Source organism: Streptomyces sp. A012304 (assembly GCF_026008495.1).
GTDB lineage: Bacteria > Actinomycetota > Actinomycetes > Streptomycetales > Streptomycetaceae > Streptomyces.
The window spans coordinates 51,636-71,568 of record NZ_BQUN01000005.1; the positions used below are offsets into that span (position 1 = coordinate 51,636).

A 19,933-nucleotide genomic window follows, 5' to 3' on the forward strand; every position below is an offset into this window, starting at 1 on the left:
GGCGAGCCCGCCCCCGTCGCGCGCTCCGCTCACCCATGTGCTGAAGACATGAGCCGGTTTTGCTACTAGTTCTACTCTTGTGGCGCCCGATGGGGTGAAAGACCCGTTGGCCATAACTCGGACGGTTCCGCCGCGTTCTACGGGGTGCGGGCGAGCGCCCGCGACATGTTCTGGAAGGCAGGGACCCCATGAGACGGGTTACCCGAAACGGTGTGATCGCCGTCGCCGCCGCCTCGGGCGCGATGGCCGTGACGATGCCCGCGTTCGCCGACTCGGCGGCCAACGGAGTGGCGGCGGGTTCGCCCGGAGTGATCTCCGGCAACACGATGCAGGCGCCGGTGCACATCCCCGTGAACCTGTGCGGCAACACGGTGGACGTGGTCGGCGTGCTGAATCCGGCCTTCGGCAACAGCTGCGCCGACAAGGGCGGGGCCGCCGCATCCGAGGAGCCCGGGAGCGGCGCCGAGGCGTCCGGCATCTCCACCGACTCGCCGGGTGTCGTCTCCGGCAACGGCGCCCAGGTGCCCGTCGACGTCCCGGTGAACGCCACCGGCATCAGCGTGGACGTCGTCGCGATCCTGAACCCGGCGTTCGGCAACCAGTCCGTGAACGACTCCGGCAAGCCGGAGTCGCCCTCGGAGCCCGAGCCCGTGCCGCCGGCGGAGCCGGCGCCGCCCACCGCGTCGCGCCCCGAGCCGAAGCCGATGCCCGCGGCCCCCGCGCCGCAGGCCCCCGCTCCGGCTCGGGCGGTCACGGCCCCCGCGCCGCAGGCCCCCGCTCCGGCTCGGGCGGTCACGGCGCCGGCCCCGACTTCCGAGACGACGTCCGCCCTGGCCGACACCGGAGCGGACGCCATGATCCCGGCCCTGGCGGGCAGTGCGGCCCTGGTCCTGGGCGGAGCCGTCCTGTACCGGCGGTTCCGGGCGGGAGCGCAGGGCTGAGCGGGTCCGGGCGCGGCTGAAGCGCCCCGGGACGACGGCCGCGGGTCCCCTGTCACCGGGCGGGGGGCCCGCGGCCTCTCCTGGGGCGTCGCCCGGCCGGCGCGGGCCGTCATGGGCGTTAATCGCTTTGAGGCGCGCCGCTCGGCGTGCTGGAGTGGGCGGATGGATCATGCCGCGGTACTCGCCCTCTACGACCGGGACATGCGCGAAGGCGCCCGTCCCGACGGCCCCGACGCCCGTGTGGAACACATCGGGAGCCTGGTCCGCCAGGTCGGCTCCGCCCAGGGCTGGAACGGCGTCCTGTGGTACGACCTCGATCCGGCCGACGCCGACGCGGCGATCGCCGAGCAGATCGCCCACTTCACCGGGCTCGGCCTCGACTTCGAGTGGAAGGTCTACGGCCACGACCGGCCGGCCGACCTCGCCGAGCGGCTTCTGGCGGCCGGGTTCACGCCCGAGCCCGAGGAGACGCTGATGATCGGCGAGACCCGCGATCTGCTCCTCGACGTCGAACTCCCCGACGGCGTCCGCGTCGTGCCGGTCACCGACCGGGCCGGCGTGGAACTCGTGGCCGACGTCCACGAGAAGGCGTTCGGCACCGACGCCTCGCGGCTGCGCCACCAGATGCTGGCCCGTCTCACCGCCGATCCGGACACCGTCGTCGCCGTCGTGGCCCTCGCGGGGGACGAGCCGGTGAGCTCGGCGCGCATGGAGCTGGTGCCCGGGACCCGGTTCGCCGGCCTGTGGGGCGGCGGCACCGTCGAGGGCTGGCGCGGCCGCGGCATCTACCGCGCCCTGGTCGCCCACCGCGCCCGCGCCGCCGCCGACCGCGGGTACCGCTACCTCCAGGTCGACGCCTCCGACCAGAGCCGGCCCATCCTCCAGCGGCTCGGCTTCGCCGCACTGAGCACGACGACGCCGTACGTGTACGTGCCCTAGGCCCCTGGTCGCCCTCGTCTGTCCACGACTCCGGCTGTCCTGACCTCGCGGACGGGATTCAGGGCCGTCCCGTCAGCGGCGGGCCTTCGCCCGGTCCAGGCCGGCGACGCCGAGCGCGGCCAGGCCGATCTGGATCAGCCACTCGACCCAGTCGACCCCGTCGGTGTCGGCCACGCCCAGGCCCGCGGCGACCGCCGAACCGATCAGCGCGGCCACGATGCCGACGGCGATCGTCCACAGCACGCCGATGCGCTGGCGCCCGGGCACGACGAGCCGGCCCAGCACGCCGATGACGATGCCGATGAATATGGCACTGATGATGCCGTCGATCTCCATCCTCGCCCCTCCTCCTCAGGACCCCGCTGGTCCGCGTCTGCCCGCTGAGGGGCGGGACAGTCCGTTCCGCCCCTCGGGACGTGGGTCGCGGCTGCGGCTACGCGGTGCCCCAGCCGGTGGCGGCCAGCACCTCTTCGGCGATGTCGGGCACCGAACGTCCGTCGGTCGCCACCCGGACGGTGTCCGCGGGCGCCCGCGCGTCCAGCATCCGCGCCTTGCGGAGGCTCCCGGCCAGCTCGCTGTCGAACTCCGAGCCCAGCTCCCGCCCCGCCAGCCGCCGCTCGGTGGTCTCGTCGGTGGCGGTGAGCAGGACCCGCACGAGCCGCACCCCGTCGCCCAGGGCCCGGCGGAAGCAGCCCGTCAGGTCGTCCAGCACACAGACCGTGTTCGTGTACACGAGCCGCCGGTAGCCGAGCTCGGCGTAGTTCCCCCATACGGCGGTGAGGTTGCGCTCCGCGATCGCGGTCCGGGTGGGGTCGCCCTCGGGCGCCGGATGGACCTGGCCCATGTAGTCGCCGTCGATCACCGCGTGCGGTACGCCGACGGCGCGCAGCCGGGCCGATACCTCCCAGCCGACGGTCGTCTTGCCGACGCCCGCGCGTCCGCCGATGAGCAGGGCTTCCGAATGCTGCATCCGGTCATCGTGGCAGCCGGCCCGGAGGGCGGACCAGCGCTTTTCATCCGGGGCCGGGCCGGCTCTCCGGGCCGGTGTCCGCGCGCAGGGCCCAGGTGCGCAGCAGGACGTCCCGGTCCTGGTGCGAGCGCCGCACGGCAGGCTCGTCCGTGAGGGCGAAACCGCACGAGCGCGCGACACCCTCGCTCGCCGCGTTCCCGGCCTCGACGCACAGCACCACGCGCCGTGGGCGCAGTACCCGCACGGCGTGCTCGGCGACCAGCCGCACCGCCCGCCCGGCCAGTCCCTGCCCCCGGTGGGCGGCTCCCACGCCGTAGGCGAGTTCGGCGTCCCGGCCGTCCGAGGAACTGCGGAAGAGCAGCACCTCGCCCTTGGGGCGCCGGCCGTCGGTGGTGACGGCGAGCTGCACCCCGCGCCCCTCGGCCAGGCCCGCCCGGGCCCGGTCGAGATAGGCGCGGGCCGCTCGTGCGTCGAACGGCGAGACCACCGGGGTCCACCGGGCGATCTCCGGGTCGTCGTACATCGCGACCAGGTCGTCGAGGTCGTCGTCCGACCACGGGCGCAGGACGATGCCGTCCCCTTCGAGGCGGAGCGTCGCGGGCAGGGTGAACGTCCCGTCGGTTTCCATGAGTCGATCCTGCCACCGGTCCGGGGCGAGGGGGCGCGGCGGACGCGGACGCGGCCCGGCCGGCCCGAGGGGCCGGGCCGGCCGGGCCGCCTTTCCGGCGCGGGGGATGGTTACGACCTGGGGACGCTCTTCGCCGCCGTACCGGCGCACATCGCCCCGAGGATCAGGGCCAGAACACCGATGATGATGTTGTTGACGACGACACCGGCGTCCGGGCTGTCGCCGACGACCCACGGGGCGATGATCATCCAGATGCCCAGCGCGCACATGGCCCAGCTCAGGCCGTACATGCGGGCGGGGGCCGCGGTGAACCCGAGCGCCAGCAGACCGATCGCTATGCCGACGATCAGGTTGTGCGTCATGAGCGCGGGCTGGCTGGCGGTGTAGTGGAGGATCCACGGGGATACGGCGCAGTACAGACCGAGCAGGAACACCGGTCCGTCCACGAGCGCCACATCACGACCACCGAGCATCCGGTCGTAGCGAGACCGCATCTCGGGAACATCGGGGTGAGTCGACATATCGCCTCTGGTGGGCGAGACGTTGGCCATGACTCGTCTCCTTTGACTTGCAGGCCTGACCGCGTCTGGTGCGGTGTGCGGTAAGCGCCGCGCATGTTCATTCTGCGCTTATTTGGCCTTTATGTGTAGAGGTCAGCGCAGTGAGACGGACATCGGCCGGTCAGCCCAGGCGCTTCAGGAGTTCCGTGGCCAGGGGGGCCGAGGAGGCCGGGTTCTGGCCGGTGACCAGGGTGCGGTCGACCACCACCTGCGGCGCCCACGGCTCACCCGCCACCACCTCGACGCCGACCTCGGTCAGCCGGTCCTGGAGCAGCCACTTGGCCCGCTCGCCGAGGCCCGCCTGGAGTTCCTCGGCGTTGGTGAAGGCGGCGACCCGATAGCCCGCGAAGGCGTTGAAGCCGTCCTCCGTCACCGCCGCCAGCAGCGCGGCGGGGCCGTGGCAGACGACGCCGAGCGGCTTGCCCGAGTCCAGCGCGTCGATCAGCAGCCGGCCGGAGGCGGCGTCGACGGCCAGGTCCTCCATCGGGCCGTGGCCGCCCGGGTAGAAGACGGCCGCGTAGTCGTCGAGGTCCACGTCCTCCAGCCGGATCGGGTGCTGGAGTTCGGTCATCCCGGCCAGCGCGGCGGCGACCCGGTCGGCGCCCTCCTGCCCGCCGTTCGCCTCGGCGGCGAGGCTGCCCTTGTCGACCGGCGGGACGACACCGCCGGGCGTCGCGACGACGACCTCGTGACCGGCCGCGCGGAACGCCTCCCAGGGGGCGACGGCCTCCTCGGCCCAGAAGCCGGTGGGGTGCAGGGTGCCGTCGTCGAGCGTCCAGTGGTCGGCGCCGGTCATCACGAAGAGGATCTTGGCCATGGTGTGTCTCCGAGGTGTCGTTCCTGACGCTCCGTGAGTGGGGCGTCAACGGGTCGGTGTTCTCGAACCTACGCCGTCGTCGGCATGGGAAACCAATGGGGATACCAATGGCAGGCATGGGAACGCCAATGCCGCCGGGTACGCGGGAGGGGATACTCGGTCCGGTGGAGCAAGCCCCTCACCTGGACCTCAACCTGCTGCGCACCTTCCTGGCGGTGTACCGCTCGGGCTCGTTCACCGGTGCCGCGCACCTCCTCGGCCTGTCCCAGCCCACGGTGACGACCCAGATGCGCACCCTGGAGCGGCAGACCGGACGCGAACTGTTCGAGCGGCTCCCCCGGGGGGTCGCGCCGACGGCCGTGGCGGACGCCCTCGCGGCCTCCGTCGCCGGGCCGCTCGACGAACTCGCCGCGGTGGCCGGCCCGGACCTCACCGCGACCCGCCGGGCCGACCCGGTGCACCTCGCCGGGCCCGCCGAGCTGCTGTGCACGCGCGCGCTGCCCGCCCTCGCGCCTCTGGTCGCGGAGGGTCTGCGGCTGCGGGTGGCGACCGGCCTGACCGACGCGCTGCTCGACGAACTGCGCGCCGGGCGCCACGACCTGGTCATCGCCACGGCCCGGCCGCGCGGTCGGGCACTGCCCTCGGTGCCCCTGACCGACGAGGAGTTCGTCCTGGTGGCCGCCCCGCTGTGGGCCGAGCGGCTCAGGGGGAGACCGGCCGCGGAGCTGCCCGTGGCGCTCCACTCCGTGCCGCTCGTCTCCTACGCGGAGGACCTGCCGATCGCCCGCCGCTACTGGCGGCACGTCTTCGGGCGGCGGCTGTCGGTCGTCGCCGCGGTGACCGTCCCGGACCTGCGGGGCGTCCTGGCCGTGGTGACCGCCGGCGCCGGCTTCACCGTGCTGCCCCGCTACCTCTGTCAGGACGAGCTGGCCTCGGGCACCCTGGTCGCGCTCCACGAACCGGACGACGCGCCCATCAACACGGGCTTCCTCGTCCAGCGCCCCGGCACCGTCGACAACCCCGACGTCACCCGCGTCCGCGACGCCCTGCTGGCCGACGCCCGGACCTGGTGAGACACGCGGCTCCCGACGACGGCGACGACGGCACCGGGCTCCCCGGCCGGGCGGACGCCCCGCCGGGGGATGTGGCACCCGTCGTTGGAGCGGCTGCTCAGGCGCCGTCGATCAGGGCCTCGGCCAGGTCGGGGGAGAAGCGGCCGGCCGGCGGGGAGCCCGCCGGGCACTGGTCCGAGTCGCCGTCCGAGTCGCCCGGGTTCTTGATCCACAGCTGGTACTCGGCCCCACCGGCGCTGCCGGCCCGGGAGGTCACGCCGAGTCTGCGCTGCGGCGGGTTGCAGAAGCCCACGTGGCCGCTGTCGGGCGAGCCGGGGACCACCCAGCCGCCGTTGCCGTTGCGGGAGGTGTCGACCACCCATCGGCTGGTGACGCCGAAATCGGACCGCAGCCGGGCGGTGAGCCGCGCCGCGTAGTCATCGGAGACGGGGGTGTCGTCGAAGTTGGACACGTTGACCGAGATCCCGCGCGCCATGGAGATCCCGGAACGGTTGAGCAGGTACGCCATCCGCTCCAGGCCGATGCCCTGCGTGCCGCTGAGGTCCGCGCCCAGCGTCCAGGTGGCGTTGCCGGCGTCCAGGTACGTCCGCACGGACGGGCCCTGCTGCTGGAGGTGCTGGGTGGCGTACCAGAGCATGTCGAAGCGCTGCTCGGCGGTGCCCTTCATACAGGCGTCGTCCGAGGCCTGGGCCACCGCGTCCGGCTCCAGCACGACGATCGCCGGACGGCCCGCGATGCCCTGGGTGAACTGGTCGATCCACGCCTTGTACAGGTCGGGGGACCCGGCGCCGCCGGAGGAGGCCCCGCCGCAGTCCCGGCCGGGGATGTTGTAGGCGACCAGCACGGGCAGCCGGCCCTGGTCGGCGGCGGCGCCGACGTAGTTCGACACCTCGGTCCGGATCGCGGTCGTGGGGTCGCCGTCGGCGTCCCAGTCGCCGAACCACTTCACCGTGTTGTGGTCCGCGACGGAGGCCTTGATCCTGGCGGCGCGCGGGTCCAGCGGATTGTCGCCGACCCAGGTCGCCGCGGTGTTGTCGGGGTCGGTGTAGAAGCCCTCGCGGGCGGTGGAGGTGGTCAGGGACACGTTGTCGAGGACGAAGTCCGTGGGCACCGGCTGCCCGCCCAACTGGAAGTTGAGCGCCCCGGTCGTGGTGTCGATCCCGGAGGTGAACGTCCAGGAGAAGCGCTGCGAGGTGGTCGTCAGGGCGACGGTCCGGTCCAGTGTCGCGGTGTACGGCTCGCCCCCGAGCTGCGCGGTCGCGCGCAGTGTCGCCGCCACGGAGGCCCGGGCGTCGAAGGAGAGCGTGTACCTGACGCCCGGCCGGAACCGGAGAGCGTCCTGGCCGACGATGGCGTCCCACGGGTCGGCCGTTGCGCCGTCGACGCTCGCGACCAGCTCTCCGCCGGTGGCGGTCATGGCGGCGCCCGAGGACCACCAGCCGGTGGTGCCGGCGGCGAAGGTGCCGTTGGCCGCCAGCTCGCCGTAGACCGGCTGGGGGTCGGCCGCGACGGCGGACGGGGCGGTGGGCGTCAGGAGGGCGAGGGCCAGTGCGGGGGCGGCGGCCGCCCGCAGCAGCCCGGATCTCATGATCATGGAGAAAGGGTCCTTCTTCACTCGTGAGGGGGCCGGCCGGGAAACGACACGGAGCCACGCCCGAGGAAGGTCCCCCTTCCGTACGGCCGATCGGCGAACGCACGGACCAACGCCTCATGATCCCCTGACAGTGGATCACGCGGCCATCGGGCGGCTGGAGTTGTGATGTGCACCATACCTCGTGCCGTCGTGGCCGGGACGGGACGCCCGGTCCCGCGCTGCGGCCGTGGCGTCGGCGGTGCAGGATGGGCGCGGACAGGCCCCCTCGACCGACGAGGGCATGTCCGTTCGAATCAGGCACCGACGGGAGGCGAAATGCTGCGGACCGCTCTGTGCGACCTCTTGGGCGTGGACGTGCCGGTCATCGGCGCGCCGTACGGCCCCTTCGAGCAGGTCGAGCTGGCCGCGGCGCTGTGCGGCGCCGGGGCCCTGGGCAGCCTCGGGACGGCGGTGCGTCCGCTGCCCGACCTGCGGCGCCAATGGGCGCGGATGCGGGAGCTCACCGACCGCCCGTTCGCCGTCAACCACACGCTGCGCCCGCTGAACGAGGAGGCGTTCCGGGCGACGATCGAGGAGCGCCCCGCCGCGATCTCCTTCCATCTCGGCGTCCCCGCCGACCTGGTCGCACGCGCCCACGACGCGGGCATCCTGTGGATCCAGCAGGTCATGGACGTGGAGCAGGCCGAGGAGGCCGTCCGGGCGGGGGCGGACGTCATCGTCGCCCAGGGCGGCGAGGCGGGCGGCAACGGCGGCGAGGTGGCCACCATGGTGCTGGTTCCGCAGGTGGTGGACATCGCGGGGGACATTCCCGTCGTCGCCGCGGGCGGGATCGCCGACGGCCGGGGTCTGGCGGCCGCGCTGGCGCTCGGCGCGCAGGGAGTCGTGCTCGGAACGCGGCTGCTCGCCTCGGTGGAGATGGGCATCGCCGAGGAATGGAAACAGCGGATCGTCGCGGCCGGGGCGACGGACACCGTCAAGCTGAGGCACGGCGACAGGGTCCTGCCCCCGTACTCGCGCCCCGGCCGCCACCCGGGCCGGCCCCGGACCCTGCGCACCCCCTTCCTCGACGAGCTCGAAGCGCATCCCGAACGGGTGGACCCGGCCGAGGCCGGGCCACGGCTGGTGGAGGCGGTGCTGTCCGGCCGGGGGCACGAGTTCCTGCCGTTCACCGGCCAGTCGGCCGCCCTCGTCCACGACGTCCTCCCGGCGGCCGAGATCGTGCGGGGGATCGTGGCCGACGCGGAGCGCGTCCTGCGCGGGATCACCGATGCCACCGGACCGCCGCGCCCCGCGGGGACGCCCCAGTAGTAGCCCGAGCGTGGCTCCCCGTCAGCGGTCCTGGACGCTCGCGGCCCGTCGGAACCGGGCGAGCCCCTCCGACAGCTCGATGATCCGATCCGGATAGCCGGTCGCCGCCCGCTCGGCGTCCGGCAGCTTCCACGGCTCGTGCACCGCCGGACCCCCGATCCCCGCCAGCTCGGGCACCCACCGCCGCACGTACGCCCCGTCCCGGTCGTGCCGCTTGGCCTGCGCGACCGGGTTGAGGACCCGGTTGGGCCGGGTGTCGCTGCCCGTCCCCGCCACCCACTGCCAGTTGAGCTGGTTGTTGGCCACATCCCCGTCCACCAGCAGCTCCAGGAAGTGGCGCGCGCCGATCCGCCAGTCGACGTACAGCGTCTTGGTGAGGAAGCTCGCGGTCAGTAGCCGGCCCCGGTTGTGCATCCACCCCTCGTGCCGCAGTTGCCGCATCGCCGCGTCCACCACCGGACAGCCGGTACGGCCCTCCCGCCACGCCTCGATGTCCGCCCGGGCCGTCCGCTCGGTCCGCCACCGGTGGCCGCGGCTCCGGTAGTCGGCGTGTGACGCCTCCGGGCGGGCCGCCAGCAGCTGGCGGTGGAAGTCGCGCCAGGCGAGCTGCCGTACGAACGCCTCGGCGCCCGGGCCGCCCGCCGCGCGCGCCCGGTGCACGAGTTCGACGGGGGAGACGGTGCCGAAGTGCAGATGGGGCGAGAGCCGGGAGGTGGCGTCACCGGCCAGGTCGTCGTGCCGGTCCTCGTAGGCGGAGATCCCCTGGCGCAGCCAGGCGGTCAGCCGTCCGCGGCCCTCCGCCTCACCGCCCGGGCCCAGTCCCGGCGACTCCCCCCGGTACGAGGGCGGCTCCAGCGAGCCGACAGCGTCCGGCACCCGTACGGTCCGGGGCGCGCCGAGCGGCTTGCGCGGGGTCTCGCCCGACCAGCGGCGTAAGTACGGCGTGAAGACGGCGAAGTGGTCCGCACCGGACGGGGTCACCGCACCGGGGGCCAGGACGGTCGTCACCGTGTCGTGGACGTGCAGCCGCACGCCCTGGGCCGCCAGGGCGTGCCGCAGCCGTTCCTCCCGGCGCTGCGCGTACCCGCTCACATCGGCCGCCAGGTGCACCGCGCCGGCCCCCGCCTCGGCGGCCACCCGGCACACCTCGGCGACCACGTCGCCCGAGCGCAGGACCAGCCGCCCGCCCCGCCGCCGCAGGCCCGCGTCCAGGTCGCGCAGGCAGTCGGAGAGGAACGCCAGCCGGTTGGGCGTGGCGAACCCGGCGCCGTCCACGGCCCGGTCGCGCACGAACAACGGGACCACCTCCCGGCTCGAGTCGAGGGCGGCGCGCAGCGGCGGATGGTCGTGCAGACGCAGGTCGGAGGTGTACAGGACCAGCGAGACGTTCATGGCGCTGACTTTCGGACGAGCGGTGGCGGCACACCTGCTTCGGTACCGCGGACCGCGTTCCGCCCCGGTGCCGCCGCGCCCGGCGCGGGTGCGGATCCCTCGGTCGGACGGGTGAGCCCCGGCGGGTGAAACATGAACATGTCCAGGCCGATCCGGGGCACACGACCTGTACGGGAAATGTCCGTCATACGACAGGAGGTGCCGACCGCTATGGGCGCGAGGGTGTTGGAGCGTTTTCCCGCTGGAGCTCCGCGCGGATCGTGGCCGGCGGAGGAGTACGCGGCACGGCGGCGGGCCGAGGGACTGCCGGCGACCGTGGTCATGGACCTCAAGTCGGACGCCTTCCTCGTCGTGGTGCGGTCGGGCGACGAGGAGTGACCCGCCCGGGGCCCAGGGTGCCCCGCACATCGTGCCGCCGGTCGGAAGTCACCGCCACTCGGAGCCGGCCTGATCCACGGCACACCGCCTAGCGCGGGCCACCCGTGAGCGCGTCGAGATGCGCCGCCCGGGACTCCGGGGTCTGACCCTGCACCAGGAGGAACAGTCCCTCCCTCGCCAGGCGCTGGGCCCTGCTCGTCAGCAGCATCGAGCGGCCGCCGCCGGCCACCACCGCCGCCGTGGTCGCCGCCCGCAGCAGCTCGTAGGACTGGATCCGCAGCGACAGGCGCTCCTCCAGGCGTTCGTCCGGCACCGGGTGGTCGGCCAGGGCGTAGGCCCGGCCGCGGACCTCGGTCAGGCGGGCGCGGAACGGGGCCGCCGTGTCCTCGTCCAGCAGGGTCAGGGCGGCCTCCGCGAGACCGAAGACCGCCGGACTGGCGCTCACCGCCTTGGTGCGGTCCGCCGCCGCCCACCGGTCGAGCGGCGTGCGCAGGGCCACCGCCTCCTCGGGCAGCCGGAAGCCGTCCAGGTCCAGGGAGACCGTGCGGGCGGCGGTGAGGGCCGCCAGGCGCAGCGGCCGTGAGGCGCGCAGACCCGGCTGCTCCCGCGACTCGGTGAAGGCGAAAAGGGCCTCGCCGGCGTCGGTGACCCCGGCGAGGAGCATCACGTCGTTCAGACCCCACCCCGTGTACCAGGGCACGGTCCCGTCGAACCGCCAGCCGTCCCGCTCCCGGGTCACCCGGACGGGGACGCGCGGGTACGCCCGCAGATGGGCGTAGGCCACCCCGGACAGCAGTTCTCCCCGGGCCAGTGGCCCCAGCAGCCGGTCGCGCACCGGACCCTCGCTCCGCGCCAGCGTCAGCACGGGCGTGTGGTGCTGGGTCTGGACGAACCAGGTCGAGCAGCAGGCCCCGGCCAGGATCTCCGCCGTCTCGCGCACCACCTCCGCCGGGGCCGCCGCACCGCCGTACTCCTTCGGCGCGTTCAGCCCCAGCAGGCCCGACCGCCTGATCTCCGTGAGGTGGCTCGCGGGAACCCCCTCCTGGTCGACGCGTTCCGCGTGGGGTGCGAGGAGGGTGTCGGCCAGGTGGCGGGCGCGGGTGACGAGGAGGTGCGGTGCGGTCATGCCCGCGATTCTCCCGGACCCGTCCGTCGAGGTCGGGAGCGGTGCGGAGCCAGCTCCGTGACCACGTCGAAGTCCAACCCGTCGTCCACCTACCTCACCCCGCTCGGCCAGGACCACTGGCGGCTGAGCCGGTGAACCGCTGGGCCCGTGATCGGCTGAGAGCCCGGCGGTGGGCGGACGCGGGCAGGAGCGGACGGAAGTAGTCCGCCAAGTGGCAGCAAAGGCGCGGCTCTTAGTCCGGAACGACAAGGTCCGTAGTCCGAAACGGCCAATTCCGGCGGACTTTCGAATCCGGCATGCACGAAACGGCACCGCCGGACGCCGTGGGGGCAGAAGGTGTAACCGTCGCCTTCCGGGGCTCAAGGGCCCCGAACAGCCAGCGGAGAGGACCGAAGGGTCCGTGAACGACCAGTTCGAACAGCTCGCCCGGGACGTGGCGTTGTCCCTGCTCGCCCTGCGGGTCTTCGGACCCGCCGCCGTCGCCCTCGCGCGCCGGGTCGTCGCCGCACTCGTGCGGGTCGGCGTCCGGGAGATGGATCACCGGCTCCCGGGAGGCGATCGGTGACCCAGGAGGAGTTGCGACCCGCCGGAAAACCCCGGGCGGCGGAGAAGCTGCCGCTGGACTTCACGGCCTTCCACCAGATGCATCGCCCGATCTACGTCCGCGAGGCCGAGCGCTGTCTGCGCTGCCGCGCGGACGCCGAGGAGGCCGTCGACGAGGCCTTCGTCCAACTCGCCCGCGACTGGGCGCAGATACTCCGGACCGAGAACCCCGCCGCCTACGCCTGGCGGGTGATGAAGAACCGCGTCATCGACCACGCCCGCGCCCGCGGCCGGCGCGCCACCCTCATGGACACCGCCGTCTTCGAGACGGTGACCCTCCAGGGCGCCGAGGACGCGTTCGAGGTGATCGAGCAGAACCTGCGGCTGTTCCGCGCGATCTCCGACCTCCCCGAGCGGCAGCGCGACGTCATCCGGCTGCGCTACTGCGAGGGGTGCAGCACCGCCGAGGTGGCGTTCCACCTGGGCATCACCGAAGCCGGGGTCCGCTCCATCGAGCGCTACGCCAAACGCCGGCTGCGGGAGATCTACGCATCGTGCGCCAAGGAGGAGGCGGAGCGTTCATGACCTTCGACACCACGAACGACATCGACCGCCTGCTGGCAGGGGCGCGTCTGGTGCCCATGGCCCCCTACAGCCACGCGGACATCGAGGCCGCCGAGGCCCGCGTCGCCGCCCGGGTCGCGGCCCGCGGCGGCGACGAGCCCACGGCCTCCGCCTGCCCCCGGCACGCCCTGGCGGCCCGCCGTCCCGCACGGCCCCACCCCGCGGCCCGGGACCTGAGGGTGCTGTGCGAGGCGCTCCTGACCCGCGCCGGCGCCCTGCACGGCCTCGGCAATTTCCTCGGCAGCGCGCTGCCCGAGCCGTCCGGCGCGCGGATCCTCGGTGCCCTGCTCTTCCTGGCCGGCTGCGAGGACAGCGCCCGCTTCTGGTGGCAGTACGGTGCCGGCGCCTCCGACACCGTCTCCTCGTACTGCCTCTACCTGCACCACCGGTCGGTCGGGGAGGACGAGGAGGCCGACTGGTGGCTGCGGCACACGGAGATCACCCCCGCCACGCTGAACCGGGAGGCCACCGAACTGGAGATCGCCACCGCCCTGCACGTGCTCACCGCCCTGCGACGCGGCCGCAAGGGGCTGCCGAAGGCGCTGCGGGCGCTGGTGGAGTACGTGCCGGCCGTGGTCGGCTTCGTCGACGACGACCTGGAACTGCCCCTGCCCGACGGTGATCTGGCCGACATCGTGGAGGAGGTCGTCGCCCATGGCACCCGGCCCGCCGCCGAGCGCCGGCGCACCCGGTCCGGCGCGCTGCCCGCCCGCCGGGAGCCGGCCGTGCACACGGTCTCGTCGGCCACCCCTTGGACGGTCCGCGAATGGAGCCGCGACGTCCAGGAGGCTTTGCGCAAGTGCGAGGAGACCGTGGCCTGTTGAGCCGCCCGCGGCTGCCCGTCCCGGTGCCCGCGGCGCGTGCGAGACTCCCCGGATGACCACCCACGCGATCACCGCGGACTCCGCGGGCACCTGGACCCTGGGCGATCTGCCCGTCAACCGCGTCGGTCTCGGCGCGATGCGGCTGACGGGCAGCGCCGCCTTCCACCTCGGGGCGCCGAGCGACCGGGAGCGCTCGATCGCCGTCCTGCGCAAGGCGATCGACCTCGGCGTCAACCACATCGACACGGCCGCCTTCTACTTCTCCTCCCTCCGCTCCGCCAACGAACTGATCAACAGCGCGCTGTCGCCGTACCCGGACGACCTGCTCATCGCCACCAAGGTCGGCCCGTTCCGCGACTGGTCGGGGGAGTGGGGCACCTCGGCCCGCCCCGAGGACCTGCGCGGTCACGTCGAGGAGAACCTGCGCCAGCTCGGCGTCGACCATCTCGACCTCGTCTACCTGCGCCGGATGCGCCAGGACTCGATCGCCGAGCACTTCGGAGCCCTCGCCGAGCTGCGCGAGGCCGGCCTGATCCGCCACCTCGGAGTCTCCGACGTCGAGTCCCGCCATCTCGCCGAGGCGCGGGCCATCGCCCCGGTGGTGAGCGTCCAGAACCGCTACGGGCTGGGCGACCACCGGCCCGGGACCGAGGAACTCCTGCGCATCTGCGGCGAACAGGGCATCGCCTTCGTGCCCTTCTACGCCATCGCCGGCGAGGCCGGACCGCAGGGCGCGACCACCGCGCACGACGAGGCGGTGCTCGCGGTGGCCGCCGCCCACGGGGCGAGCCCCGCGCAGGTCCGGCTGGCCTGGAGCCTGGCCCACGGCCCGCACGTGCTGGCCATCCCGGGGACGGGCGACCCCGACCACCTCACCGAGAACGTGGCCGCCGGCGCGCTGCGCCTGACCCCCGAGGAGCTGAACCGGCTGAACGAAGCCCACCGCAGGGCCACTCCGCCGAGCTGACGGAAACCCACCGCGGGGCCACGCGGCCGAGCTGATGGCGGCCACCGCAGGGCGGCCGTGCGGGCCGCGCCCTCCGGCCGGCCCGCGCCGGGCTCACACGATCCACGCCCCGTCCCGCATGATGTGCCGACGCGGCAGCTCCCGCGACTCGCACCAAGCCTGCACCGCCCACGGCCGCACCCGGAAGAACGCGTACGGTGCCGGGTCCGCGCGCGGGTCCCAGCCGGTCTTCGCGTGGAACGCGTCCGCCGCCGCCGACGGCACCTCGGACGCCGTGAACATCTCCACGGCGCCGTCGATGAGGACCACGTCCCGGGTGTCCCCGAAGGCCAGTCGGGCGCGTCCGCCGTCACGGAGGTTGCGGCCGGTGGGGTTGGCGGGCCGGGTGGCCAGCCACAGGTGCTTCCCGTCCCACACGAACCACAGCGCGACCAGACACGGCAGCCCCTCGGCGTCCGCCGAGGCCACCCACACGTCCATCTCCCGCTCCAGGCGTCCCAGGACGTCGTGCTTGCGCTGCGCGGCGGTTCGAGGCGGCTTGGTGATCTCCATGCCCGGGACGCTAACGGCACGGACGGACACCGCGCCTCGGGCCGCGGACCGACCCCCCGACCGACCCTCGACCTAGGCCACCCCCCGAAGCCCGGGCCCGAACTGGCGTCTGGGAAGTTTTACGTATAACCTCTCCCGTCAATCGCACGCTCCGAAAGGCACCGATGGCACACATCGCCCTGGTCACCCTCGTCGTCGACGACTACGACGAGGCGATCCGCTTCTACACCGAAGCCGCCGGCTTCCGCCTCGTCGAGGACGAGCCGCGGCCCGACGGCTCCCGCTGGGTCGTCGTGCGGCCGGGCGGCGAGGGCGCCGGGACCGGGCTGCTCCTGGCCCGGGCCAAGGGCGACGCCCAGCGGGCCAGGATCGGTGACCAGACCGGCGGCCGCGTCGGCTTCTTCCTGCACACCGACGACTTCGCCCGCGACCACGCCCGGATGCTCGCCGCGGGCGTGACCTTCCTGGAGGAGCCCCGCCATGAGGCGTACGGATCCGTCGCCGTCTTCCGGGACCCGTACGGAAACCGCTGGGACCTGCTCCAGCCCGCCACCGCCTGATCCACCGAACCACCCCTGCCGAGGAACCACGCCATGACCGCGCCCCGCATCGACACCCTCCGCCGCCTCCCCAAGGCCGTGCTCCACGACCACCTGGACGGCGGCCTGCGCCCCGCCACCGTCGTCGAGCTCGCGGAGGCCGTCGGACACACCCTGCCGACCACCGATCCGGACGAACTGGCCGCCTGGTACTTCGAGGCCGCCAACTCCGGCGACCTGGTCCGTTACATAGCCACCTTCGAGCACACCCTCGCCGTGATGCAGACCCGTGAGGGCCTGCTGCGCACCGCCGAGGAGTACGTCCTCGACCTGGCCGCCGACGGCGTCGTCTACGGCGAGGTCCGCTATGCCCCCGAGCTGATGCTGAACGGCGGGCTGACTCTCGCCGAGGTCGTGGAGACCGTCCAGGAGGGCCTCGCGGCCGGCATGGCGAAGGCGGCCGCGGCCGGTACGCCCGTCCGTGTAGGCACCCTGCTGTGCGGCATGCGCATGTTCGACCGCACCCGGGCCACCGCCGACCTGGCGGTCGCCTTCCGGGACGCGGGCGTGGTCGGCTTCGACATCGCCGGCGCCGAGGACGGCTTCCCGCCCGCCGACCACCTCGACGCCTTCGCGCACCTGCGCCGCGAGAACGTGCCGTTCACCATCCACGCCGGCGAGGCCCACGGCCTGCCCAGCATCCACCAGGCGCTCCAGGTGTGCGGCGCCCAGCGCATCGGCCACGGCGTGCGCATCACCGACGACATCGTCGACGGCAAGCTCGGCCGCCTGGCCGGGTGGGTGCGCGACCGCCGTGTCGCGCTGGAGATGTGCCCCACCTCCAACCTCCAGACCGGCGCCGCGACCTCCATCGCCGAGCACCCGATCACCGCGCTGAAGGACCTCGGCTTCCGGGTCACCCTCAACACCGACAACCGTCTGGTCTCCGGCACGACGATGACCCGTGAGATGTCCCTGCTGGTGGAGGAGGCCGGCTGGACCGTCGAGGACCTGCGCACCGTCACCGTGAACGCGCTCAAGAGCGCCTTCATCCCGTTCGACGAGCGCAACGCCCTCATCGAGGACGTCGTCCTGCCGGGTTACGCGGCCGCGCTCTGAAGCAGCCCGCGCACATAGGCGGCCTGTCCGACGTGCTGGAGATCGTCGGACAGGACGCTGACCAGCCGTACGCCCAGAGTGACCGGCGGATCCCAGCGCTCGTCCACGACGCGCTCCAGGTCCGCCGCCGTCACACCGCGCAGCGCCGTCAAGGTCCGGGCGTGCACGGCGTCGTAGTAGCCGGTCAGCAGGCCGCCCTCGGCGACCCGCACCTTCGCGACCTTCGCGGCGCTGTGCCCGTAGCCGGTGTCGTGCCGCGGCAGGTCCAGGTCGAACCGTTTCGCCCAGTCCTGCGACAGCCACACCTGGTCGAGCCCGAAGGCGTCCGCCACATGGTCGTCCTGGACCCGGGTGAGATGCCAGACCAGCCAGGCGACGGAGTTGGTCTCGGCGGTCGGGCGGGCGTTGAGGTCGTCGGCGTCCAGGCCCTCCACGGCGGCGTGGACCTCTTCCCGGATACGGCCGTAGCCGTCGATGAGGATGTCCTTGGCGTGCATAGGTCCACCATCGCGCACCCGCCGCTCAGCCGCCCCCCGATTCCAGCAGCGCCATCAGCGCCCGCGCCGCCGGACTGGTCGCCCGCTCCGGCGGCAGCAGGGCGACCGTCTCGTACACCACCTCGCCGGTGCCCTTGAGCGGCAGCGCGCACAGCGCCTCCCGCTTGTGCCGGAAGTGACGCGGTACGACGGCGATCCCGAGGTTCTCGTCCACCAGGTCCAGCAGGGTGTGCACGTCGTTGACCTCCAGGGCGACCGTACGGCGGACACCAGCGGCGGCGAAGGCGGCGTCGGTGGCCGGGCGCGGACCCCAGTCCGGGTGGAAGTCCACGAACACCTCGCAGGCGACGTCGGCCGGGGTCAGCGCCGCCGACCCGGACAGCCGGTGGTCGGGATGGCACAGCACGTACATCGGCTCACCGGCCAGCGGGGCCGAGCGCAGCTGGTCGTCGTCGGCCTGCGTGCGATAGGCGAAGGCGAGGTCGAGCCGGCCGGCCGCCACCTCCTCGGCGAGCGCGCCCGAGCCGGACTGGCGCAGCCGGATCTCCACATCCGGATGCCGCCGCCGGAACGCGGCCAGCAGCCCCGCCACATGCACCCCGGCGATGCACTGCTCGGTGCCCACCGTCAGCGTGCCCCGGACCACGCCCTGCACGGCGGCCACCGCCTCGTGCGCCGCCCGCACCTGCGCGAGGATCCGCTCCGCCTCCGCCAGCAGTGCCCGGCCCGCCTCGGTGAGCGTCACCCGGCGGGTGGTCCGCACGAACAGCGGGGCCCGCAGCTCCCGCTCCAGGGCCCGGATCGACGCCGACAGGCCCGACTGCGAGACCATCAGGCGTTCGGCGGCCCGGGTGAAGTGCTGGTCCTCGGCGACCGCGACGAAGTGCTGGAGGTGGCGCAGTTCCATGATTGAGAAGCCTATCCGCTGAATTCCATCGGATTCTTCTGTTGGACCACTACCCGCAGGTGGGGCCAGAGTGGGATGCGGTTCCGATGAACCGATCTTCCGTGCCAACCCTTCATGGAGTCGCGTTGTACACCGCACACCCCGACCGCTACTCGGCCATGCCCTACCGGCGCACCGGGCGCAGCGGCCTGAAGCTCCCCGCGCTCTCGCTCGGACTGTGGCACAACTTCGGCCCGGACCGCCCGGTCGAGACCCAGCGTGCCATCCTGCGCCGCGCCTTCGACCTCGGCGTCACCCACTTCGACCTGGCCAACAACTACGGCCCGCCGCCCGGCGCCGCCGAGTCCGCGCTGGGCGGGTTCCTGAAGGCGGACTTCGCGCCGTACCGCGACGAGCTGGTCATCTCCACCAAGGCCGGCTACCTGATGTGGCCCGGCCCGTACGGGGAGTGGGGCTCGCGCAAGTACGTGCTGTCCTCGCTGGACCAGAGCCTGAAGCGCATGGGCCTGGACTACGTCGACATCTTCTACTCGCACCGCCCGGACCCCGAGACGCCCCTGGAGGAGACGATGGGCGCCCTGCACTCCGCGGTGCAGCAGGGCAAGGCGCTGTACGTCGGCGTCTCGAACTACTCGGCCGAGCAGACCCGTGAGGCCGCCCGCATCCTCGGCGAGCTGGGCACCCCGCTCCTCATCCACCAGCCGCGCTACTCGATGCTCGACCGCCGCCCCGAGAGCGAGGGCCTGCTCGACACACTCGACGAGCTTCAGGTCGGTTCCATCGTCTTCTCCCCGCTGGAGCAGGGGCTGCTCACCTCCCGCTACCTTGACGGCATCCCCGAGGACTCGCGCGCCGCGAGCGACAGCCCCTTCCTGAACTCCGACGCCCTCACCGAGGACCTGGTGGCCAGGCTGCGCGCCCTCGACGAGATCGCCAAGTCCCGTGGTCAGTCCCTGGCCCAGCTCGCTCTGGCCTGGGTGCTGCGCGGCGGGCGCGTGACCTCCGCCCTGGTCGGCGCGAGCAGCGCCCGGCAGATCGAGGACAGCGTCGGCGCCCTGGACAACCTGGACTTCGACGCGGACGAGCTGGCCCGGATCGACGCGGTGATCAACGGCTGAGCCGCTCCGTCAGCCGGACGGTGACGACGTCGCCCTCCTCCTTCCCGACGGCCCCGCGCACCTCGGCCTTGACCGGGAGCTTGTGGGTGCCGTCCCCGAGGGCCATGAACGAGCTGCTGAACGGATGTCCGTCGATCGTCCCGCGGACCTTGACCAGTCCGCGGGTGCCGAAGAAGTCGACGGACTCCGGCCAGACGACATAGGTCCAGCCACCCTTCTCCGGGCTCTTGCGCAGCACCGCGGTGAATTCCGCTTCCACTCTCTGCGGCGTGGTCATGGTGTCCTCCGCTCGCGGCGGTCTTCCGCTCTTCCCAGGATGGACCGCCGCGCACCGCGGAATTCATCGCCGGGCCCGACCCCGGCCTTCCCCGGCGGGGACATTCCGGGCGAAGAGGGGTCGCTGACTTTCGGCCAAGAGTGGCGCCGAATATGCCAGGAGACTGGCCAAAAAGTCGTGGTGACACTGTTTCAGTAGTCAACATACTCGAACGACAGGGGGCAGTTCCCCCCACAGGAG

Annotated in this window: 24 protein-coding genes; 12 read left to right on the plus strand and 12 right to left on the minus strand. The window is 73.2% G+C overall.

Features of this window, described 5'->3' with window-relative positions; all coding sequences use genetic code 11:
* The first annotated feature begins 188 nt into the window (after positions 1–188).
* On the plus strand, positions 189–941 hold the full coding sequence (locus tag ALMP_RS44095) for a chaplin (RefSeq protein ID WP_309299414.1): 753 nt from the start codon (positions 189–191) through the stop codon (positions 939–941).
* A 162-nt stretch (positions 942–1,103) separates the two neighbouring features.
* A complete protein-coding gene (locus ALMP_RS02250; protein ID WP_264924264.1) occupies positions 1,104–1,880 on the plus strand; it encodes a GNAT family N-acetyltransferase in 777 nt (258 codons plus the stop codon).
* A 72-nt stretch (positions 1,881–1,952) separates the two neighbouring features.
* Here ALMP_RS02250 and ALMP_RS02255 read toward each other — a convergent pair whose 3' ends face one another.
* The 5 genes from ALMP_RS02255 to ALMP_RS02275 form a co-directional block, all read right to left on the minus strand.
* Positions 1,953–2,216 (minus strand): GlsB/YeaQ/YmgE family stress response membrane protein, encoded by a 264-nt coding sequence (locus tag ALMP_RS02255; RefSeq protein ID WP_264924265.1) that lies wholly within the window; start codon positions 2,214–2,216, stop codon positions 1,953–1,955.
* A gap of 97 nt (positions 2,217–2,313) precedes the next feature.
* Positions 2,314–2,850, minus strand: coding sequence for a hypothetical protein (locus ALMP_RS02260; RefSeq protein ID WP_264924266.1), 537 nt, complete (start codon positions 2,848–2,850; stop codon positions 2,314–2,316).
* A gap of 43 nt (positions 2,851–2,893) precedes the next feature.
* Entirely contained in the window at positions 2,894–3,478 is a 585-nt protein-coding gene (locus ALMP_RS02265) for a GNAT family N-acetyltransferase (protein WP_264924267.1), read from the minus strand.
* Positions 3,479–3,588: 110 nt separating this feature from the next.
* Entirely contained in the window at positions 3,589–4,029 is a 441-nt protein-coding gene (locus tag ALMP_RS02270; protein ID WP_264924268.1) for an SPW repeat protein, read from the minus strand.
* Between the two features lie 130 nt (positions 4,030–4,159).
* Positions 4,160–4,855: a type 1 glutamine amidotransferase domain-containing protein gene (locus ALMP_RS02275; RefSeq protein WP_264924269.1), complete on the minus strand. Its 696-nt coding sequence runs from the start codon at positions 4,853–4,855 to the stop codon at positions 4,160–4,162.
* Positions 4,856–4,983: 128 nt separating this feature from the next.
* On the opposite strand from ALMP_RS02275, the gene ALMP_RS02280 reads away from it, so the two are divergent.
* Positions 4,984–5,928 (plus strand): LysR family transcriptional regulator, encoded by a 945-nt coding sequence (locus ALMP_RS02280; protein ID WP_375803414.1) that lies wholly within the window; start codon positions 4,984–4,986, stop codon positions 5,926–5,928.
* Between the two features lie 97 nt (positions 5,929–6,025).
* On the opposite strand, the gene ALMP_RS02285 is transcribed toward ALMP_RS02280, so the two are convergent.
* Entirely contained in the window at positions 6,026–7,522 is a 1,497-nt protein-coding gene (locus ALMP_RS02285) for a glycoside hydrolase family 6 protein (protein ID WP_264924271.1), read from the minus strand.
* 315 nt (positions 7,523–7,837) lie between these two features.
* Here ALMP_RS02285 and ALMP_RS02290 point away from each other — a divergent pair, with 315 nt between their 5' ends.
* A complete protein-coding gene (locus tag ALMP_RS02290; protein ID WP_264924272.1) occupies positions 7,838–8,830 on the plus strand; it encodes a nitronate monooxygenase family protein in 993 nt (330 codons plus the stop codon).
* Positions 8,831–8,851: 21 nt separating this feature from the next.
* Here ALMP_RS02290 and ALMP_RS02295 read toward each other — a convergent pair whose 3' ends face one another.
* Positions 8,852–10,222, minus strand: coding sequence for a deoxyribodipyrimidine photo-lyase (locus ALMP_RS02295; RefSeq protein ID WP_264924273.1), 1,371 nt, complete (start codon positions 10,220–10,222; stop codon positions 8,852–8,854).
* 177 nt (positions 10,223–10,399) lie between these two features.
* On the opposite strand from ALMP_RS02295, the gene ALMP_RS02300 reads away from it, so the two are divergent.
* Entirely contained in the window at positions 10,400–10,600 is a 201-nt protein-coding gene (locus ALMP_RS02300) for a hypothetical protein (RefSeq protein WP_264924275.1), read from the plus strand.
* A gap of 88 nt (positions 10,601–10,688) precedes the next feature.
* Here ALMP_RS02300 and ALMP_RS02305 read toward each other — a convergent pair whose 3' ends face one another.
* Entirely contained in the window at positions 10,689–11,726 is a 1,038-nt protein-coding gene (locus ALMP_RS02305) for an acyl-CoA dehydrogenase family protein (protein ID WP_264924276.1), read from the minus strand.
* 400 nt (positions 11,727–12,126) lie between these two features.
* On the opposite strand from ALMP_RS02305, the gene ALMP_RS02310 reads away from it, so the two are divergent.
* The 4 genes from ALMP_RS02310 to ALMP_RS02325 are packed head-to-tail and all read left to right on the plus strand — an operon-like array spanning position 12,127 to position 14,684.
* On the plus strand, positions 12,127–12,291 hold the full coding sequence (locus ALMP_RS02310) for a hypothetical protein (RefSeq protein ID WP_264924277.1): 165 nt from the start codon (positions 12,127–12,129) through the stop codon (positions 12,289–12,291).
* A complete protein-coding gene (locus ALMP_RS02315; RefSeq protein ID WP_264924279.1) occupies positions 12,288–12,854 on the plus strand; it encodes a sigma-70 family RNA polymerase sigma factor in 567 nt (188 codons plus the stop codon). The genes ALMP_RS02310 and ALMP_RS02315 overlap by 4 nt, the downstream gene beginning before the upstream one ends.
* Positions 12,851–13,717: a hypothetical protein gene (locus ALMP_RS02320; RefSeq protein WP_264924280.1), complete on the plus strand. Its 867-nt coding sequence runs from the start codon at positions 12,851–12,853 to the stop codon at positions 13,715–13,717. Before ALMP_RS02315 ends, ALMP_RS02320 begins: the two co-directional genes overlap by 4 nt.
* A 52-nt stretch (positions 13,718–13,769) precedes the next feature.
* Positions 13,770–14,684 (plus strand): aldo/keto reductase, encoded by a 915-nt coding sequence (locus tag ALMP_RS02325; RefSeq protein ID WP_264924281.1) that lies wholly within the window; start codon positions 13,770–13,772, stop codon positions 14,682–14,684.
* A 93-nt stretch (positions 14,685–14,777) separates the two neighbouring features.
* On the opposite strand, the gene ALMP_RS02330 is transcribed toward ALMP_RS02325, so the two are convergent.
* Positions 14,778–15,236: a pyridoxamine 5'-phosphate oxidase family protein gene (locus tag ALMP_RS02330; protein ID WP_264924283.1), complete on the minus strand. Its 459-nt coding sequence runs from the start codon at positions 15,234–15,236 to the stop codon at positions 14,778–14,780.
* 164 nt (positions 15,237–15,400) lie between these two features.
* Here ALMP_RS02330 and ALMP_RS02335 point away from each other — a divergent pair, with 164 nt between their 5' ends.
* Positions 15,401–15,796, plus strand: coding sequence for a VOC family protein (locus ALMP_RS02335; RefSeq protein ID WP_264924284.1), 396 nt, complete (start codon positions 15,401–15,403; stop codon positions 15,794–15,796).
* Positions 15,797–15,829: 33 nt separating this feature from the next.
* Complete coding sequence (locus ALMP_RS02340) at positions 15,830–16,894, plus strand: adenosine deaminase (protein ID WP_264924285.1); 1,065 nt, start codon at positions 15,830–15,832, stop codon at positions 16,892–16,894.
* Here the strand turns inward: ALMP_RS02340 and ALMP_RS02345 are convergent.
* Together ALMP_RS02345 and ALMP_RS02350 are read right to left on the minus strand one after the other, a co-directional pair.
* The gene (locus ALMP_RS02345) at positions 16,876–17,391 is read right to left on the minus strand and encodes a DinB family protein (RefSeq protein ID WP_264924286.1); all 516 of its coding nucleotides are present in this window, start codon (positions 17,389–17,391) and stop codon (positions 16,876–16,878) included. The two genes, ALMP_RS02340 and ALMP_RS02345, sit on opposite strands and share 19 nt — an antisense overlap.
* Before the next feature lie 25 nt (positions 17,392–17,416).
* Complete coding sequence (locus tag ALMP_RS02350) at positions 17,417–18,298, minus strand: LysR family transcriptional regulator (RefSeq protein WP_264924287.1); 882 nt, start codon at positions 18,296–18,298, stop codon at positions 17,417–17,419.
* Positions 18,299–18,423: 125 nt separating this feature from the next.
* On the opposite strand from ALMP_RS02350, the gene mgrA reads away from it, so the two are divergent.
* A complete protein-coding gene (gene mgrA, locus ALMP_RS02355; RefSeq protein ID WP_309299415.1) occupies positions 18,424–19,416 on the plus strand; it encodes an L-glyceraldehyde 3-phosphate reductase in 993 nt (330 codons plus the stop codon).
* Here mgrA and ALMP_RS02360 read toward each other — a convergent pair.
* Entirely contained in the window at positions 19,406–19,693 is a 288-nt protein-coding gene (locus ALMP_RS02360; protein WP_264924289.1) for a DUF1905 domain-containing protein, read from the minus strand. The genes mgrA and ALMP_RS02360 overlap by 11 nt on opposite strands.
* Positions 19,694–19,933: the final 240 nt, after the last annotated feature.

Bases quoted from the DNA above. Each gene is read 5' to 3' on its own strand.
- ALMP_RS44095 (WP_309299414.1), top strand. From the start codon at position 189: ATGAGACGGGTTACCCGAAACGGTGTGATCGCCGTCGCCGCCGCCTCG.
- ALMP_RS02250 (WP_264924264.1), top strand. From the start codon at position 1,104: ATGGATCATGCCGCGGTACTCGCCCTCTACGACCGGGACATGCGCGAA.
- ALMP_RS02255 (WP_264924265.1), bottom strand. From the start codon at position 2,216: ATGGAGATCGACGGCATCATCAGTGCCATATTCATCGGCATCGTCATC.
- ALMP_RS02260 (WP_264924266.1), bottom strand. From the start codon at position 2,850: ATGCAGCATTCGGAAGCCCTGCTCATCGGCGGACGCGCGGGCGTCGGC.
- ALMP_RS02265 (WP_264924267.1), bottom strand. From the start codon at position 3,478: ATGGAAACCGACGGGACGTTCACCCTGCCCGCGACGCTCCGCCTCGAA.
- ALMP_RS02270 (WP_264924268.1), bottom strand. From the start codon at position 4,029: ATGGCCAACGTCTCGCCCACCAGAGGCGATATGTCGACTCACCCCGAT.
- ALMP_RS02275 (WP_264924269.1), bottom strand. From the start codon at position 4,855: ATGGCCAAGATCCTCTTCGTGATGACCGGCGCCGACCACTGGACGCTC.
- ALMP_RS02280 (WP_375803414.1), top strand. From the start codon at position 4,984: ATGCCGCCGGGTACGCGGGAGGGGATACTCGGTCCGGTGGAGCAAGCC.
- ALMP_RS02285 (WP_264924271.1), bottom strand. From the start codon at position 7,522: ATGATCATGAGATCCGGGCTGCTGCGGGCGGCCGCCGCCCCCGCACTG.
- ALMP_RS02290 (WP_264924272.1), top strand. From the start codon at position 7,838: ATGCTGCGGACCGCTCTGTGCGACCTCTTGGGCGTGGACGTGCCGGTC.
- ALMP_RS02295 (WP_264924273.1), bottom strand. From the start codon at position 10,222: ATGAACGTCTCGCTGGTCCTGTACACCTCCGACCTGCGTCTGCACGAC.
- ALMP_RS02300 (WP_264924275.1), top strand. From the start codon at position 10,400: ATGTCCGTCATACGACAGGAGGTGCCGACCGCTATGGGCGCGAGGGTG.
- ALMP_RS02305 (WP_264924276.1), bottom strand. From the start codon at position 11,726: ATGACCGCACCGCACCTCCTCGTCACCCGCGCCCGCCACCTGGCCGAC.
- ALMP_RS02320 (WP_264924280.1), top strand. From the start codon at position 12,851: ATGACCTTCGACACCACGAACGACATCGACCGCCTGCTGGCAGGGGCG.
- ALMP_RS02325 (WP_264924281.1), top strand. From the start codon at position 13,770: ATGACCACCCACGCGATCACCGCGGACTCCGCGGGCACCTGGACCCTG.
- ALMP_RS02330 (WP_264924283.1), bottom strand. From the start codon at position 15,236: ATGGAGATCACCAAGCCGCCTCGAACCGCCGCGCAGCGCAAGCACGAC.
- ALMP_RS02335 (WP_264924284.1), top strand. From the start codon at position 15,401: ATGGCACACATCGCCCTGGTCACCCTCGTCGTCGACGACTACGACGAG.
- ALMP_RS02340 (WP_264924285.1), top strand. From the start codon at position 15,830: ATGACCGCGCCCCGCATCGACACCCTCCGCCGCCTCCCCAAGGCCGTG.
- ALMP_RS02345 (WP_264924286.1), bottom strand. From the start codon at position 17,391: ATGCACGCCAAGGACATCCTCATCGACGGCTACGGCCGTATCCGGGAA.
- ALMP_RS02350 (WP_264924287.1), bottom strand. From the start codon at position 18,298: ATGGAACTGCGCCACCTCCAGCACTTCGTCGCGGTCGCCGAGGACCAG.
- ALMP_RS02360 (WP_264924289.1), bottom strand. From the start codon at position 19,693: ATGACCACGCCGCAGAGAGTGGAAGCGGAATTCACCGCGGTGCTGCGC.